At 58.6% G+C, this 16197-nt stretch carries 11 protein-coding genes, 1 tRNA gene and 1 other RNA gene; 7 read left to right on the top strand and 6 right to left on the bottom strand.

Annotation, left to right across the window (positions count from 1 at the left end):
* Nucleotides 1-119: 119 nt before the first annotated feature.
* Nucleotides 120-4082, bottom strand: coding sequence for a trifunctional transcriptional regulator/proline dehydrogenase/L-glutamate gamma-semialdehyde dehydrogenase (putA, locus tag RRF55_RS00460; RefSeq protein WP_064277390.1), 3963 nt, complete (start codon nucleotides 4080-4082; stop codon nucleotides 120-122).
* A 421-nt stretch (nucleotides 4083-4503) separates the two neighbouring features.
* Here putA and putP point away from each other — a divergent pair, with 421 nt between their 5' ends.
* Both putP and RRF55_RS00450 read left to right on the top strand, forming a co-directional pair.
* Nucleotides 4504-6012, top strand: a complete 1509-nt coding sequence (gene putP, locus RRF55_RS00455) for a sodium/proline symporter PutP (protein WP_040236529.1) — start codon at nucleotides 4504-4506, stop codon at nucleotides 6010-6012.
* A gap of 134 nt (nucleotides 6013-6146) precedes the next feature.
* Nucleotides 6147-6581 carry a DUF3574 domain-containing protein gene (locus RRF55_RS00450; protein WP_004150827.1) on the top strand — a complete coding sequence of 145 codons (435 nt, stop codon included), beginning with the start codon at nucleotides 6147-6149 and terminating at the stop codon, nucleotides 6579-6581.
* Nucleotides 6582-6612: 31 nt separating this feature from the next.
* On the opposite strand, the gene RRF55_RS00445 is transcribed toward RRF55_RS00450, so the two are convergent.
* The gene (locus tag RRF55_RS00445; protein ID WP_040211829.1) at nucleotides 6613-7797 is read right to left on the bottom strand and encodes a NupC/NupG family nucleoside CNT transporter; all 1185 of its coding nucleotides are present in this window, start codon (nucleotides 7795-7797) and stop codon (nucleotides 6613-6615) included.
* A gap of 270 nt (nucleotides 7798-8067) precedes the next feature.
* On the opposite strand from RRF55_RS00445, the gene efeU reads away from it, so the two are divergent.
* The 4 genes from efeU (at nucleotide 8068) to phoH (ending at nucleotide 12658) form a co-directional block, all read left to right on the top strand.
* Entirely contained in the window at nucleotides 8068-8898 is an 831-nt protein-coding gene (gene efeU, locus RRF55_RS00440; RefSeq protein ID WP_002898913.1) for an iron uptake transporter permease EfeU, read from the top strand.
* Nucleotides 8899-8949: 51 nt separating this feature from the next.
* A complete protein-coding gene (efeO, locus tag RRF55_RS00435; protein ID WP_004157740.1) occupies nucleotides 8950-10077 on the top strand; it encodes an iron uptake system protein EfeO in 1128 nt (375 codons plus the stop codon).
* Between the two features lie 4 nt (nucleotides 10078-10081).
* On the top strand, nucleotides 10082-11365 hold the full coding sequence (gene efeB, locus RRF55_RS00430; RefSeq protein ID WP_020804583.1) for an iron uptake transporter deferrochelatase/peroxidase subunit: 1284 nt from the start codon (nucleotides 10082-10084) through the stop codon (nucleotides 11363-11365).
* A gap of 504 nt (nucleotides 11366-11869) precedes the next feature.
* Nucleotides 11870-12658: a phosphate starvation-inducible protein PhoH gene (phoH, locus tag RRF55_RS00425; RefSeq protein ID WP_002898923.1), complete on the top strand. Its 789-nt coding sequence runs from the start codon at nucleotides 11870-11872 to the stop codon at nucleotides 12656-12658.
* 370 nt (nucleotides 12659-13028) lie between these two features.
* Here phoH and RRF55_RS00420 read toward each other — a convergent pair.
* The 4 genes from RRF55_RS00420 to RRF55_RS00405 all read right to left on the bottom strand — a co-directional run bounded on the left by RRF55_RS00420 (nucleotide 13029) and on the right by RRF55_RS00405 (nucleotide 14999).
* Nucleotides 13029-13166, bottom strand: a non-coding RNA gene (locus RRF55_RS00420) — RtT sRNA.
* A gap of 43 nt (nucleotides 13167-13209) precedes the next feature.
* Nucleotides 13210-13297, bottom strand: a tRNA-Ser gene (locus tag RRF55_RS00415).
* A 145-nt stretch (nucleotides 13298-13442) separates the two neighbouring features.
* Nucleotides 13443-14120 carry an isochorismatase family protein gene (locus RRF55_RS00410; RefSeq protein ID WP_002898927.1) on the bottom strand — a complete coding sequence of 226 codons (678 nt, stop codon included), beginning with the start codon at nucleotides 14118-14120 and terminating at the stop codon, nucleotides 13443-13445.
* 18 nt (nucleotides 14121-14138) lie between these two features.
* Nucleotides 14139-14999 (bottom strand): pirin family protein, encoded by an 861-nt coding sequence (locus RRF55_RS00405; RefSeq protein WP_099663978.1) that lies wholly within the window; start codon nucleotides 14997-14999, stop codon nucleotides 14139-14141.
* Between the two features lie 114 nt (nucleotides 15000-15113).
* On the opposite strand from RRF55_RS00405, the gene RRF55_RS00400 reads away from it, so the two are divergent.
* Nucleotides 15114-16019: a LysR family transcriptional regulator gene (locus tag RRF55_RS00400; protein ID WP_032729938.1), complete on the top strand. Its 906-nt coding sequence runs from the start codon at nucleotides 15114-15116 to the stop codon at nucleotides 16017-16019.
* The last annotated feature ends 178 nt before the right edge of the window (nucleotides 16020-16197 follow it).

Raw genomic sequence — 16197 nt, 5'->3', positions numbered from 1 at the left:
CATTAGCTGATCGCAGCGCAGACTGATTGCCCGGATGGCGGCGCACCGCGCCTTATCCGGGCTACCCTTTGGCGGTGGTAGGTAGCCCCGGTAAGCGTAGCGCCACCGGGGAGCCCGTTTTAGCCGATGGTCATCAGGCTGGCGTTACCGCCTGCCGCCGCGGTGTTAACGCTCAGCGAACGCTCGATATACAGCCGCTCCAGCAGCAGATTGGTTTCGCCGCGGGCGAAGCCCTGCACGGAGACAATCGCCCCGTCGCGCGCCGCCACCTGCTCGCACAGCTCGCGCAGCTGGTCGGAATCGCCGTGGTAGATAACCGCGTCGAAGGCCTGGCCAGGCAACTGCTCCGCTTTGGCAAAGCGAATGCGCTCGCTGACCTCCCGCGGCAGTTTCTTCGCCAGATCGCGCTGCAGGGCGCTGTCCGGCCACAGTACTTCACAACCCACCGCCAGCACAGCCGCCAGCTGGATCAGCGCATCCTGTTCGTTATCCGCTACGCACAGCACGCGCTCGCGCGGCATCAGCGTCAGGGTGTTGCGCTCGCCGGTTGGCCCCGGCAGCAGGCGTTGGGTGCCGCTTTGCGCCTGCTCGCTGTACTGCTGGCACAGCGCCTGCAGCTCAGGACGGCCCGCGGCCCACTGCTGCAGCGCCTGCAGCGGTTTTTCCAGCAGCGTTTTCAGCTGGGCGTCCAGCGGACGCTCCGCATCCTGGCGGGCGAAGGTTACGCCAACCGCGTCCTGCGGACGGCTGGAGAGCAGACGGTACAGATACAGCGGACCGCCGGCTTTCGGACCGGTACCGGACAGCCCTTCGCCGCCGAACGGCTGAACGCCGACCACCGCGCCAACCATATTGCGGTTGACGTACAGGTTGCCCACCTTGGCGCTGCCGGTGACCTGGGCGATGGTTTCGTCGATACGGGTATGCACGCCGAGGGTCAGGCCGTAGCCAGAGGCGTTAATCTGCTCGACCAGTTTGTCCAGCTCGTTACGGTTATAGCGCACCACGTGCAGTACCGGGCCGAAGACCTCTTTTTTCAGCTCGTCGAAGCTGTCGAGCTCGATAAGCGTCGGCGGCACGAAGGTCCCGTGACGCCATTCGCGGGCGTCTTCGCTATTCTCGCGCACCGCCTGGTAGACGGTGCGGCCTTTGGCGCGCATCGCCTGAATATGGCGTTCGATATTCTCTTTCGCTTCCGCATCGATAACCGGACCGATATCGGTGGTCAGGCGCCCCGGATTGCCCATCCGGCACTCGCTCATGGCGCCGCGCAGCATGGTTAAGGTGTGATCGGCGACCTCTTCCTGCAGGCAAAGCACGCGCAGGGCGGAGCAGCGCTGACCAGCGCTGTCGAACGCGGAAGCCAGCACGTCGATCACTACCTGCTCGGTGAGCGCCGACGAATCGACGATCATCGCGTTCATCCCGCCGGTTTCGGCGATCAGCGGCGTCGGGCGGCCCTGGGGATCGAGGCGGCTGGCGATATTGCGCTGCAGCAGGGTGGCCACTTCGGTGGAGCCGGTGAACATCACGCCGCGTACGCGCTCATCGGTGGTTAGCGCGGCGCCCACGGTCTCCCCGCGACCCGGCAGCAGTTGAATAACGCCCGGCGGCACGCCGGCTTCCAGCAGAATCGCCACGCCCTGGGCGGCGATAAGCGGCGTCTGCTCGGCAGGTTTCGCCAGCACGCTGTTGCCGGCCGCCAGCGCGGCGGCAATCTGGCCGGTGAAGATCGCCAGCGGGAAGTTCCACGGGCTGATACAGACCACCGGACCCAGCGGGCGGTGAGTTTCATTATCGAAATCGTCGCGCACCTGGCCGGCGTAATAGTGCAGGAAGTCAACGGCTTCGCGCACTTCAGCGATGGCGTTGCTGAAGGTTTTACCCGCCTCGCGCACCAGGATCCCCATCAGGGTCGGCATTTGGCTTTCCATCAGCACCGCGGCGCGCTCAAGAATGGCGGCGCGCTCCTGCGGCGGAGTGGCGAACCAGATCGGCGCATTGTTGATAGCGCTGGTCAGCGCCTGCTGCACTTCAGCGTCGCTGGCTTCGCGGACGTAGCCGACGATATCTTTCGGCTCTGCCGGGTTAACCACCGGCTGCATTTCGCCTTCGGCCACCGGCTGCTCCAGCATCGGCAATGCCTGCCATTTATGCAGCGCGCTGTTGAGCAGGGAAGAGGAGAGGGAGGCCAGACGGTGCTCGTTCGCCAGATCGAGACCGGCGGAGTTGCTCCGGCCGCTGCCGTAGAGATCGCGCGGCAGCGGGATTTTCGGATGCGGCAGGCCGGCCTGGCCTTCCTGCTGCGCCAGTTTTTCTACCGCGCTGACCGGGTCGGCCACCAGCTCGTCCAGCGGCAGGGTATTGTCCGCGATACGGTTGACGAAAGAGGTATTGGCGCCGTTCTCCAGCAGACGACGCACCAGATACGCCAGCAGCGTCTCGTGGGTGCCCACCGGGGCGTAGATCCGGCACGGCCGATTCAGTTTGCCGTCGGCGACCTTGCCCACCACCTGCTCGTACAGCGGTTCGCCCATGCCGTGCAGGCACTGGAACTCATACTGGCCCGGGTAGTAGTTCTGGCCCGCCAGCTGGTAGATAGCCGCCAGAGTATGGGCGTTATGGGTGGCGAACTGCGGGTAAATCAGGTTCGGCACCGCCAGCAGCTTCTTCGCGCAGGCGAGGTAGGAGACATCGGTGTAAACCTTGCGGGTGTATACCGGATAGCCTTCGAGACCTTCCATCTGCGCGCGTTTAATTTCGCTATCCCAGTAGGCGCCTTTCACCAGACGGATCATCAGGCGACGGCGGCTGCGGGTGGCGAGGTCAATCAGGTAATCAATGACAAACGGACAGCGCTTCTGGTAGGCCTGAATCACGAAGCCAATCCCGTTCCAGCCGGCCAGTTCCGGCTCGAAGCACAGTTTTTCCAGCAGGTCGAGGGAGATCTCCAGACGATCTGCCTCTTCGGCGTCAATATTGATGCCGATGTCATACTGGCGCGCCAGCAGGGTCAGCGATTTCAGCCGCGGGTAAAGCTCTTCCATCACCCGGTCATACTGCGCGCGGCTGTAGCGCGGGTGCAGCGCGGAGAGCTTAATGGAGATACCCGGACCTTCATAAATGCCGCGGCCGTTGGAGGCTTTGCCGATGGCATGAATCGCCTGCTGATAAGAGACCATATAGGCCTGGGCGTCAGCGGCGGTCAGGGCGGCTTCGCCGAGCATATCGTAGGAGTAGCGGAACCCTTTTTCTTCCAGCTTGCGGGCGTTGGCCAGCGCTTCGGCGATGGTTTCCCCGGTGACGAACTGCTCGCCCATCAGGCGCATCGCCATATCCACGCCTTTGCGGATCAGCGGTTCGCCGCTCTTGCCGATGATGCGGTTCAGGGAGCGGGAGAGGCTGGTCTCGTTATGGGTCGACACCAGTTTTCCGGTGAACAGCAGCCCCCAGGTGGCGGCGTTGACGAACAGCGACGGGCTGCGGCCGATGTGCGACTGCCAGTTGCCGTTGCTGATTTTGTCGCGGATCAGCGCATCGCGGGTGGCTTTATCCGGAATACGCAGCAGGGCTTCCGCCAGGCACATCAGCGCCACCCCTTCCTGTGAAGAGAGGGAGAACTCCTGCAGCAGGCTCTGCACCATGCCGGCGCGGCCGCTGGCGGTTTTCTGGTTGCGCAGTTTTTCCGCCAGCTGATACGCCAGCTTGTGCGCCTGTTCGCCCAGCGGCTGCGGCAGACGGGCCTGCTCCAGCAGCATCGGTACCGCGTCGGTTTCCGGACGTCGCCAGGCGGCGGTGATCGCCGCGCGGCTCACCGACTGCGGCAGGATCTGCTCGGCGAATTCGAGGAACGGCTGATAGGGCTCTTCCGTTGGTACGCTGGCGTCATCGCTTTCGTTGGCGGCCCCGGAGAGCAGGGCCGGCAGCTCAGGCAGCGTCTCGTCGTTCTCCAGTTTTTCCAGATAATTAAAGATGGCCTGCTTAATCAGCCAGTGCGGCGTGCGGTCAATACGGCTCGCGGCGGATTTAATGCGCTCGCGGGTTGCGTCGTCAAGCTTAACACCCATGGTGGTGGTGCCCATGCTCAAAACTCCTGTCATTTATCGTTAGGCTTATGCGGTTGCATGAAAATATCCACTATGTTGCAACTTTGTGCAACCTTGTTAATTGTGGCTTGTGACGGAAGCCGTGAAATGGCTAATTTGTTAAAAATAACCCCTAAAATAGCAGAAATTTAACCCCGGGCTCATAGGGTATTTGTATGCGTGAGTTAACACTTTTGTTTGGTGCAACCTTTAAAAACGTGAGAGAGTGCAACCTCTAACAAATTGACGTTTTGCGCCGTCGGTTTTTCGTGTAAATGCTGTGTTAAATCGTTTGTGAAAAACCGAAGCTTCCGTCAGGATACGGTCGCCCAATTAAACAATGCGCCATTACCCCGTTCCGGTAGTGGAAAAAAACGACGAAGTTGGACGCTGTCGATAAAAATTCTGGAGACTTTGCATGGCTATTAGCACACCGATGCTGGTGACATTTATTGTTTATATTTTTGGTATGGTATTGATAGGGTTTATTGCCTGGCGTTCGACCAAAAACTTCGATGATTATATTCTCGGGGGAAGGAGTCTGGGGCCATTTGTGACCGCGCTTTCCGCAGGGGCGTCGGATATGAGCGGCTGGCTGCTGATGGGCCTGCCAGGGGCGATTTTTCTCTCCGGGATTTCCGAAAGCTGGATCGCCATTGGCTTAACGCTGGGGGCGTGGATTAACTGGAAGCTGGTGGCCGGTCGCCTGCGCGTGCATACCGAGGTGAATAATAACGCCCTGACGCTGCCCGATTATTTTACCGGCCGTTTTGAAGATAAAAGCCGGGTGCTGAGAATTATTTCGGCGCTGGTTATTCTGCTGTTCTTTACCATCTATTGCGCTTCAGGAATTGTCGCGGGGGCGCGTCTGTTTGAAAGCACCTTCGGCATGAGTTATGAAACCGCACTGTGGGCCGGGGCGGCGGCGACGATTATCTATACCTTCGTCGGCGGCTTCCTGGCGGTGAGTTGGACCGATACCGTGCAGGCCAGCCTGATGATTTTCGCGCTGATCCTCACCCCGGTGATCGTGATTATTTCCGTCGGCGGCTTTGGCGATTCGCTGGAAGTGATTAAGCAGAAGAGCATCGAAAATATCGACATGCTGAAAGGGCTGAACTTCGTGGCGATTATCTCGCTGATGGGCTGGGGGCTGGGTTATTTCGGTCAGCCGCATATTCTGGCGCGCTTTATGGCGGCGGATTCGCACCACAGCATCGTTCACGCACGTCGCATTAGTATGACCTGGATGATCCTCTGCCTCGGCGGGGCGGTGGCCGTCGGCTTCTTTGGCATCGCCTACTTCAATAACAACCCGAGCCTGGCGGGCGCGGTTAACCAGAACGCCGAGCGCGTGTTTATCGAACTGGCGCAAATCCTGTTTAACCCGTGGATTGCCGGGATCCTGCTGTCGGCGATTCTGGCGGCGGTGATGTCCACCCTGAGCTGTCAGCTGCTGGTCTGCTCGAGCGCAATTACCGAAGACCTGTATAAAGCCTTCCTGCGTAAAAACGCCGGTCAGAAAGAGCTGGTGTGGGTGGGCCGTATGATGGTGCTGGTGGTTGCTCTGGTGGCCATTGCCCTGGCGGCCAATCCGGAAAACCGCGTGCTGGGTCTGGTGAGCTACGCCTGGGCTGGCTTCGGCGCCGCCTTTGGCCCGGTGGTCCTGTTCTCGGTAATGTGGTCGCGCATGACCCGTAACGGCGCGCTGGCCGGGATGGTGATTGGCGCCCTGACCGTGATCGTCTGGAAGCAGTTTGGCTGGCTGAGCCTGTATGAAATCATTCCGGGCTTTGTCTTCGGCAGCATCGGGATTGTGGTCTTTAGCCTGCTGGATAAAGCGCCGTCGGCCAGCATGCAGCAGCGCTTTGCCGAAGCGGATGCCCACTACCATACGCCGCCGCCGGTACGCGCCACGGCTGAGTAAGATCATCTAATGCTCACGAGCCCGCCGCTGGCGGGCTTTTTATTGCCTGGTGCCGTGCCGGAATATTATAACCCTTGCTAATTATCTGAAAATCCGCTGATATTTCCTGACTAATAACAATGAGGATAGCAAAGATGACGTTCAGACAGGGTGCAATGGCGCTGGTGCTGGCAGGGTTACTCAGCGGCTGCGTGGCGGGTGGAAGTTCATCGACCAGCGCGCCGAAGCCCGGCGTCTGCCCGGCGGATAAGTCCATGGTGCAAACCACGCTTTACTTCGGTCTGAGCCGCCCGGCGGGGAAAGACATCACCGCTGAAGAGTGGCAACAGTTTGTCGACCGTGACGTCACGCCGCGCTTTCGCGACGGGCTGACGGTGTTTGATGCCCACGGCCAGTGGCTTGGCCAGAATGGTCAGGTGGTGCGGGAGCAGAGCAAGGCGCTGATGGTGATCCATGGGCATGACGCGCAGAGCGAGGCGGGTATTGAGGCTCTGCGCCAGGGCTATAAATCACGCTTCGCGCAGGAGTCGGTGATGCGTGTCGACCAGCCGGTCTGCGTGCAGTTCTGAGTAAACGGCGGGGGCAGCCCCGCCGTTTGTTTTACAGCACCAGCCCGGCGAAGCTGGCGGAAAGCAGGCTTACCAGCGTGGCGCTATACACCAGCCGCAGGCCGAAGCGGGAGACGATATTGCCCTGCGGTTCATTCAGGCCTTTGATCGCCCCGGCGATAATGCCGATCGAGGCAAAGTTGGCAAACGACACCAGGAATACCGAGAGAATGCCGAGCCCGCGAGGGGTCATGCTGGCGGCAATCTTTTGCAGCTCAATCATCGCCACAAATTCGTTAGCGACCAGTTTGGTGGCCATGATGCTGCCGGCGTTTAGCGCATCGCTCAGCGGGATGCCGATAAGCCACGCCAGCGGATAAAAGACGTAGCCGAGGATCTGCTGGAAGCTGAGACCAAACAGGGTGGCGAACAGCGCGTTAATGGCGCTGATCAGGGCGATAAAACCGATCAGCATCGCCAGAATAATCATTGCCACTTTAAAGCCGGCCAGAATATATTCCCCGAGCATTTCAAAGAAACTCTGCGATTCATGCAGCTTCTCGAGTTTTATTTCCTGCTCGCTGCCCGGCCGCGTCGGGTTAATTACCGACAGCACGATAAAGGTGCTGAACATATTGAGGATCAGCGCTGCGACGACATATTTGGCGTCCAGCATGGTCATATAGGCGCCGACAATCGACAGCGATACGGTCGACATGGCCGTCGCCGCCATAGTGAACAGTCGCCGTGAGGAGAGGTCGCCCAGTACGCCCTTGTAGGCAATGAAGTTCTCCGACTGGCCGAGGATCAGCGAGCTGATGGCGTTGAAAGATTCCAGCTTACCCATGCCGTTTACTTTCGACAGCAGGGTGCCAATCACGCGAATAAAAATCGGCAGGATCCGCCAGTGCTGGAAAATACCAATCAGCGCGGAAATAAACACAATCGGACACAGGACGCCCAGGAAAATAAAGGCTAAGCCTTTTTCGCTCATGCCGCCAAAGACGAAATTGGTCCCTTCGGCGGCAAAGCCTAACAGCGAAGCAAAAAAGCCGGAAATATTTTTTACCAGCCACAGGCCGCTTTCGGCGTGCAGGAAAAAGAAAGCGAGCGCTATTTCGATAATAATCAACTGGAGAATATAACGAATACGAATTTTTTGTCTGTCGTAGCTGACAAGCCAGGCCAGGGCGAGGATCACCGCCAGCGCCAGCAGGAAATGAAAAAATGCAGTCATGTTGTTCTTTTCGCAAGTCAATAAGGCCGCCATTTAGCCATAGCCGCTACGGCGGGTAAATATCTGGCGTAAAAAATCCTTTGCTTATTCTTTCCCTTCATAACAGGCGAATATTTTCATAAGTCATTATTTGTCAGCGATTTATTTACAACTGATCATCATTCTCTGCACATTTCGCTTGTGTTTCTGAGCATTGTAATGATAATCACTATCATAAATATTACCTGTTTTTGCATTCGTTGACGGTGCTTTACATTTAAGGGTATTGGCATGTTTGTCCCATTTCTCATTATGTTACGCGAAGGCCTGGAGGCGGCGCTGATTGTCAGCCTGATCGCCAGCTATCTGAAACGCACCCAGCGCGGCAACTGGATTGGCGTGATGTGGATTGGCGTGATCCTCGCGGCGGCGCTATGTCTTGGCTTAGGCATCTTTATCAACGAAACCACCGGTGAATTTCCTCAGCGTGAACAGGAACTGTTCGAAGGGATCGTCGCGGTCATTGCGGTGGTGATCCTGACGTGGATGGTCTTCTGGATGCGCAATGTCTCACGCAACGTCAAGCAGCAGCTGGAGCAGGCCGTGGACAAGGCGCTGCAGCGCGGTAATCACCACGGCTGGGCGCTGGTGATGATGGTCTTTTTCGCGGTCGCCCGTGAGGGGCTGGAGTCGGTCTTCTTTCTGCTGGCGGCCTTCCAGCAGGATGTCGGCATCTGGCCGCCGCTGGGGGCGCTGCTGGGTCTGGCCACCGCTATCGTGCTGGGCTTCCTGATCTACTGGGGCGGTATCCGCCTTAACCTTGGCGTGTTCTTCAAATGGACCAGCCTGTTTATTCTGCTGGTGGCCGCTGGCCTGGCCGCGGGGGCGATCCGCGCCTTCCACGAGGCGGGCCTGTGGAACCTGTTCCAGGATACCGCCTTCGATCTGAGCAACGTGCTGTCGACGCATACGCTGTTCGGCACGCTGCTGGAAGGGATCTTCGGTTATCAGGAGACGCCGAGCGTCAGCGAAGTGGCTGTCTATCTGCTTTATCTGATCCCGGCGCTGGTGCTGTTTGCCCTGCCGCCGCGGAATAATACCACTGCCTCGCGGGCTGCCTGACCGGGCGCTGCGAGCTTATAAGCGACACTCTACTTACCGAAAGGGATGATCATGATGATTCATTTTCGCCGTAATGCGCTGCGGGTGACCGTGGCCGCGCTGCTCAGCTCTGCATTCGGTGCTCAGGCTGCGGATATCCCGCAGGTCAAAGTCACCGTCAACGACAAGCAGTGCGAGCCGATGCAGGTGACCGTTAACGCGGGTAAAACCCAGTTTATTATTCAGAACCACAGCCAGAAAGCGCTGGAGTGGGAGATTCTGAAAGGGGTGATGGTGGTGGAAGAGCGCGAAAACATCGCGCCGGGCTTTACTCAGAAGCTCACCGCGAACCTGCAGCCGGGCGAATATGACATGACCTGTGGCCTGCTCACCAACCCGAAAGGCAAACTGATCGTCACCGGCGCCGCCACCAAAGACGCGGCGAAAGCGGATGCGGTGCTGAGCCTCGGCGACGCGATAACCGCCTATAAAGCCTATGTGACGGCGGAAACCGCGCAGCTGGTTAGCGGCACCAAAGCCTTTACCGACGCGGTGAAAGCCGGCGATATCGAAAAAGCGAAAGCGCTGTACGCCCCGACGCGTCAGCATTACGAGCGCATCGAGCCCATTGCCGAGCTGTTCTCTGACCTTGACGGCAGCATCGACGCCCGCGAAGACGACTTCGAGAAAAAAGCGGAAGATCCGAAATTTACCGGTTTCCACCGTCTGGAAAAAGCGCTGTTTGGCGATAACAGCGTCAAGGGGATGGAAAAATATGCCGATCAGCTGAACAGCGATGTGCTGGAGCTGCAAAAGCGTATCAGCGAGCTGGCGTTCCCGCCGTCAAAAGTCGTGGGCGGCGCGGCAGGATTAATTGAGGAAGTCGCGGCCAGCAAGATCAGCGGTGAAGAAGATCGCTACAGCCATACCGATCTGTGGGACTTCCAGGCCAACATTGACGGCGCGCAGAAAATTGTCGACCTGCTGCGCCCGCAGCTGCAAAAAGAGAACAGCGCGCTGCTGGCGAAAGTGGACGCCAACTTTAAGAAAGTGGACAGCATCCTCAGCAAATATCGCACCAAAGACGGTTTCGAGACCTACGATAAGCTGACCACCGCCGACCGTAATGCGCTGAAAGGGCCGATCACCACCCTGGCGGAAGATCTGGCTCAGCTGCGCGGGATCCTGGGGCTGGACTAAGTCGATGGCACAGCAGAAACCCCACGACGTGAACGAGCCGTCACGTCGTCGCTTACTGAAAGGGATCGGCGCGCTTGGCGGCGCGCTGGCCATCACCGGCGGCTGCCCGGTAGCGCATGCGGCAAAAGCGGAAAGTTCCCCGGGGACGCTCACACCCGACGCGCGCCAGGAAAAGCAGCCATTCTATGGCCGGCATCAGGCGGGCATTCTGACGCCGCAGCAGACTTCGATGATGCTGGTGGCCTTCGATGTGCTGGCGGCTGATAAAGCCGACCTCGAGCGGCTGTTTCGACTGCTGACCCAGCGTATCGCCTTTTTAACCCAGGGCGGCCCGGCGCCGGACACGCCGAATCCGCGGCTGCCGCCGATGGATTCCGGCATCCTGGGGCCGTGGATTGCACCAGATAATCTGACCATCACCGTCTCGGTCGGCCATTCGCTATTTGATGAGCGCTTTGGCCTGGCGGATAAAGCACCGAAAAAGCTGCAGCCGATGACCCGCTTCCCCAACGATTCGCTGGATGCCGCGCTGTGCCATGGCGACCTGCTGCTGCAGATCTGCGCCAATACTCAGGATACGGTGATCCACGCCCTGCGTGATGTCATCAAACATACGCCGGATCTGCTGAGCGTGCGCTGGAAGCGGGAAGGGTTTATCTCCGACAGCGCGGCGCGCAGCAAAGGCAAAGAGACCCCCATCAACCTGTTGGGGTTTAAGGACGGCACCGCTAACCCGGCGAGCCACGACAGCGCGTTGATGGATAAGGTAGTGTGGGTGACAGCCGATCAGGACGAGCCGGCCTGGACCGTGGGCGGCAGCTATCAGGCGGCGCGAATTATCCAGTTTCACGTGGAGTTCTGGGATCGGACGCCGCTCAAGGAGCAGCAGACGATCTTTGGTCGCGACAAGCACACCGGTGCGCCGCTGGGGATGAAAAACGAACACGATACCCCGGATTACAGTAAAGATCCTAACGGCGAAGTCATTGCGCTGGATAGCCATATTCGTCTGGCCAATCCCCGCACGCCGGAAACCCAGTCCAGCCTGATGATGCGCCGCGGCTACAGCTATTCGCTGGGGGTTACTAACGCCGGACAGCTGGATATGGGGCTGTTATTCGTTTGCTATCAGCACGATCTGGAAAAGGGTTTTCTGACGGTGCAGAAACGGCTTAACGGCGAGGCGCTGGAGGAGTATGTCAAACCGATCGGCGGGGGCTACTTCTTTGTTTTACCCGGCGTAGTTGATGAAAAACACTATCTGGGAGAGTCGCTGCTGCAGGCCTGATACCGACCCTGCCCGTAAGGGCAGGGCGTTTTCTGCTGTTTTTCTCATTTTTCTTATATTTCCTGCCATGTGTTATATTTCTGTAATACAAATGACCGATAGTCTCCTACACTTGCTTAAGAACTATTTGTTGCGTCATTGTGAAAAATAAGTTGCATTAAGAATCTTTTTTGATGTACTTATTACATACGCGGTAGTTCCCGGCAGTGTGACGTTTCACTATGGAGATCGCGAATGGTAAGGTCCCGTACCGGACAACGTAAAACCTCAGACCGTACTCTTCAGCACGGAAGCCCCGCTTCCGGCAGCGATTTTCTTACTCTTTCTCTCTCCGCTTCGCATTATTACAACCTTGGCAGGGTACGCGGTGCGCGTAGCCGCGACTCGTTGTCAGTTCTACCGGCAAGCAATGGCTTACAAGGAAGCCAAACCTCAATCGTTCGTGCGCATAGTCGCGTCGATGTTGACGCGTGTGATGTAAACCAACAACGCAAGGTGCTATCCATGGGAAGACAAAAAGCAGTGATCAAAGCTCGTCGTGAAGCAAAACGTGTGCTGAGACGGGATTCACGCAGCCATAAGCAGCGTGAAGAAGAATCGGTCACATCGCTTGTGCAAATGAGTGGCGTAGAAGCAATTGGCATGGCGCGGGACAGCCGTGATACTTCCCCAATTGAGGCGCGCAATGAGGCTCAGGCGCATTATTTGAATGCCATCGACAATAAGCAGCTGATTTTCGCTACCGGCGAAGCTGGATGCGGCAAGACCTGGATCAGTGCGGCGAAGGCAGCTGAAGCCCTGATCCATAAGGATGTGGACAGAATTATTGTTACCCGTCCCGTTCTGCAGGCCGACGAAGATCTCGGCTTCTTACCGGGAGATATCGCCGAGAAGTTCGCTCCCTATTTCCGACCGGTTTACGATGTGCTGGTGAAAAGGCTGGGGGCTTCCTTTATGCAGTACTGCCTGCGTCCGGAAATCGGCAAGGTGGAAATCGCGCCGTTCGCCTATATGCGCGGACGTACCTTTGAAAATGCGGTGGTGATTCTGGACGAGGCCCAGAACGTGACCGCAGCGCAAATGAAGATGTTTTTAACCCGCCTCGGGGAGAACGTGACGGTCATCGTCAATGGCGATATCACCCAGTGCGACTTGCCCTCTGGCGTGAGATCTGGCCTGAGCGATGCGCTGGCGCGTTTTGAGGAAGACGAGATGATCGGCATTGTGCGTTTCACCACCGATGACTGCGTGCGCTCGGCTCTCTGCCAGCGGACGCTGAAAGCCTATTATTAATCGTCATACTGTGAGCAAGGCCCGGGCTAGCCCGGGCTTTGTTGTTTTTGGGCATCCTCCCGGCGGCGCTGCGCTTAGCCGGGCTACCTGGCGGGTACGGTCTGGTAGCCCGGGAGAGGCATTGCTGCCGACCCCGGGGATGTCTGCGGTGCCACATGCGAAAAAAAGCCCGTACATGCGTACGAGCTCTTCTTAAAATATGGCGGTGAGGGGGGATTGACTCGCTTCCCGGCGGTACTGCGCGTGGCCGGACTACCTGGCGGGTAGGGTCTGGTAGCCCGGGAGAGGCATTGCTGCCGACCCCGGGGATGCCTGCGGTGCCACATGCGAAAAAAAAGCCCGTACTTGCGTACGAGCTCTTCTTAAAATATGGCGGTGAGGGGGGGATTGACTCGCTTCGCTCGCCCCTGCGGGGCAGCCCGCTCGCAGGCTCGCAGTCTGTCCAACTGGCTGCGCCAGTTGTCGAACCCCGGTCGGGGGTTCTCATCCCCCCCTGCGGAGAATATAAAAGAAAAGAGCCCGTACTTGCGTACAGGCTCTCATCTCGAATATGGCGGTGAGGGGGGGATTCGAACCCCCGATACGTTGCCGTATACACACTTTCCAGGCGTGCTCCTTCAGCCACTCGGACACCTCACCATATTGTCTTGCTGCTCACCTTGGGTGGGCAACGGGGCGCTACTATAGGGAGTTGCGTTAAAACGGTCAAGCATATTTTCTTCTTTCTTTGCCGTTCGCTCACGCAATGAACAATGCCCCGCTGCGGCTCAGCGGGGCGGGCGTTTTAGCGCTGGGAATCCAGCTGTTCGTTATTCTTCACGACGTCCTGCGCTTTGCTGTAGCTTTCGATCAGCAGCTGGTAGGCCGGGAAGACTTTGGTGTACACCTCCGCCCATTCTGCGGCGTCCGGGCGATTCCAGGTGCGCTGCAGCTCAGAGGCGACGGCGGCGGTATCCATTGGCACTACGCCGGCCTGTACCACGCGAGCCAGGGTGATCTCCTGCGCCATTTTGCTGTAGGTGCCGGAAGCGTCAATCACGGCAAACACTTTATAACCGTCGGCGACAGCGGCGATAGCCGGGAAGGCCATGCAGACGCTGGTGATGGTCCCGGCGATAATCAGCGTTTTACGACCGGTCGCTTTCACCGCGGCGACGAATTCCGGGTTATCCCAGGCGTTAATCTCACCTTTACGGGCGATGTATTTCGCATGCGGCGCGTTTTCATGAATCTCCGGGATCAGCGGACCGTTCGGCCCCTGCGGCACGGAGGCGGTCGTGATCACCGGGATCCCGGCAAGCGACGCCATCTTGGCCAGCGCGGCGGCGCGGGCGCGCAGCTCTGGCATCGGCATATCGCCGACGGTCTGGAACAGACCGCTCTGATGGTCAATCAACAGCATTGCGGTATCGTTAACATCAATCACCGGACGAGCACCGTTAAAGTTAGCGGGAGTAGACATAGTATTCACCTCAATCAGTTAGATTTGGCCAAAGCGGCCGCTGTTAAAATCGCGTACAGCTTCTGCGATCTGCGTTTTGTTATTCATGACAAACGGGCCATAGCCCACAATCGGCTCCTGTAGCGGTTCTCCGGCCATCAGCAGAACTTTTGCCGGGGCGGTCGCCTCCAGATGCACTGCGTCACCTGCCTGGCTCAGGACGGCCAGCTGGCCTTCGCGAGCAGATTCGGAACCGTTAATGATCACTTCCCCTTCCAGCACCACCAGCGCGGTACTCCAGCCCTCCGGTTGGCGCAGCGTGAGGTCGTGCCCCTGATTCAGCTGCAGATCCCACACGTTAAGCGGTGACAAGGTATGGGCCGGGCCGCTGACGTCGTCATACTGGCCGGCAATAACCCGAACCTGTCCGGCGCCGTTCGCCAGCGCCACGGTGGGGATCGTCCCGGCGGTAATACTCTGGTAGCCGGGGGCCGCCATTTTGTCTTTCGCGGGCAGGTTGACCCACAGCTGGATCATCTTCAGCTCGCCGCCGCTGCGGGTGAAGGCCTCCGAGTGGAACTCTTCGTGCAGGATCCCGGCGCCCGCCGTCATCCACTGCACGTCGCCTGGACCAATCACCCCGCCGCGTCCGGTGGAGTCACGATGCTCTACTTCACCGGCGTAGACGATGGTGACGGTTTCAAATCCGCGATGCGGATGCTCACCGACGCCGCGTTTTTCGCTGCCCGCCGGGAAGGTGTACGGCCCGGCATAGTCGAGCAGTAAGAAGGGGCTCAGCTGCTGGCCGTGCGTCTGATAGGAAAACATCGAGCGAACCGGGAAGCCGTCGCCTACCCAATGCTGCGCAGGCGCGGTGTAGACTCCTGTGATCTGTTTCATGGCTTTCTCCTGTGTATCGGTATCTGATGTAAATAAGCATATATCCGGGACGACGTATGCGGTAGTGAGCAAAAATGACCTATACTGTTCCAAAAATGGAACAATGGAGGAAGGATGCAGGATCTCAATGACTTCGCCTGGTTTGTCCAGGTGGTAGACCATGGCGGTTTCGCCGCGGCGGGGCGAGCGCTTGACCAGCCGAAATCCAAACTCAGCCGCCGCATTGCGCAACTCGAGGAGCGGTTGGGCGTGCGTTTGATTCAGCGAACCACCCGTCAGTTCGCGGTCACCGAGGTCGGGCAGACCTTTTATCAGCATTGCAAAGCGATGCTGATTGAGGCCGAGGCGGCGCAGCAGGCGGTCGAGACGCTGCGCGCCGAGCCGCGCGGTAGCGTCAGGATCACCTGTCCGGTCACCTTGCTGCATGTCCATATCGGACCGATGCTGGCGCGATTTATGGCGCGCTATCCTGGGGTAACGCTGCATCTTGAGGCGACCAACCGCCGGGTGGATGTGGTCGGGGAGGGCATTGATGTGGCGATCCGCGTCCGTCCCCGGCCCATCGAGGATAGCGACCTGGTGATGCGCGTGCTGGCGGACCGCGGGCACCGACTGGTGGCCAGCCCGGATCTCATTTCCCGGCTCGGACGTCCGCAGGCGCCGTCCGAACTGAGCACCTGGCCGGGGCTCAGCCTGGGTGCGAACAAGCATCAGCATAAATGGCAGCTCACCGGGCCCGGGGGAGCGAGAGCGGAAGTGTATTTCACGCCGCGAATGGTGACCACCGATATGCTGGCGCTGCGCGAGGCGGCGATGGCCGGCGTAGGCGTGGTGCAGCTTCCTTTATTAATGGTGCGCGATCAGCTGGCGTCAGGTGAATTAGAGGTGGTTCTGGACGAGTGGCAGCCGCGGCGGGAAGTGATCCATGCGGTATTTGCCTCACGGCGCGGGCTGCTGCCCTCCGTCAGGGCGCTGGTGGACTACCTCAGCGAAGAGTATCAGCGGATGGAGGAAGATTGATGGGTAGGCAGAGGTTTTTTGCCGGAACTCATATGTGAAAAGCGTCCGTACTTTTTCACGCACTCTTCGCAATCGCGTAGGCTCGTGAAAGATTGCTCACTGTGTGAGTCGTTTGCCGCTTGAGAGCGTTGGCTGTTATAAGCAACCTCTGGTTTTTTCGATACATCGTTTTACTATG

It is taken from the genome of Klebsiella sp. K47 (assembly GCF_051858335.1).
Taxonomy (GTDB): domain Bacteria; phylum Pseudomonadota; class Gammaproteobacteria; order Enterobacterales; family Enterobacteriaceae; genus Klebsiella; species Klebsiella pneumoniae.
The sequence above is the reverse complement of the archived record's forward strand: the minus strand, read 5'-3'. Positions and strand labels throughout refer to the sequence as shown.

Excerpts from the sequence above, each read along its gene's own strand:
- putA (WP_064277390.1), bottom strand. The coding sequence starts at position 4,082 with ATGGGCACCACCACCATGGGTGTTAAGCTTGACGACGCAACCCGCGAG.
- putP (WP_040236529.1), top strand. The coding sequence starts at position 4,504 with ATGGCTATTAGCACACCGATGCTGGTGACATTTATTGTTTATATTTTT.
- RRF55_RS00450 (WP_004150827.1), top strand. The coding sequence starts at position 6,147 with ATGACGTTCAGACAGGGTGCAATGGCGCTGGTGCTGGCAGGGTTACTC.
- RRF55_RS00445 (WP_040211829.1), bottom strand. The coding sequence starts at position 7,797 with ATGACTGCATTTTTTCATTTCCTGCTGGCGCTGGCGGTGATCCTCGCC.
- efeU (WP_002898913.1), top strand. The coding sequence starts at position 8,068 with ATGTTTGTCCCATTTCTCATTATGTTACGCGAAGGCCTGGAGGCGGCG.
- efeO (WP_004157740.1), top strand. The coding sequence starts at position 8,950 with ATGATGATTCATTTTCGCCGTAATGCGCTGCGGGTGACCGTGGCCGCG.
- efeB (WP_020804583.1), top strand. The coding sequence starts at position 10,082 with ATGGCACAGCAGAAACCCCACGACGTGAACGAGCCGTCACGTCGTCGC.
- phoH (WP_002898923.1), top strand. The coding sequence starts at position 11,870 with ATGGGAAGACAAAAAGCAGTGATCAAAGCTCGTCGTGAAGCAAAACGT.
- RRF55_RS00410 (WP_002898927.1), bottom strand. The coding sequence starts at position 14,120 with ATGTCTACTCCCGCTAACTTTAACGGTGCTCGTCCGGTGATTGATGTT.
- RRF55_RS00405 (WP_099663978.1), bottom strand. The coding sequence starts at position 14,999 with ATGAAACAGATCACAGGAGTCTACACCGCGCCTGCGCAGCATTGGGTA.
- RRF55_RS00400 (WP_032729938.1), top strand. The coding sequence starts at position 15,114 with ATGCAGGATCTCAATGACTTCGCCTGGTTTGTCCAGGTGGTAGACCAT.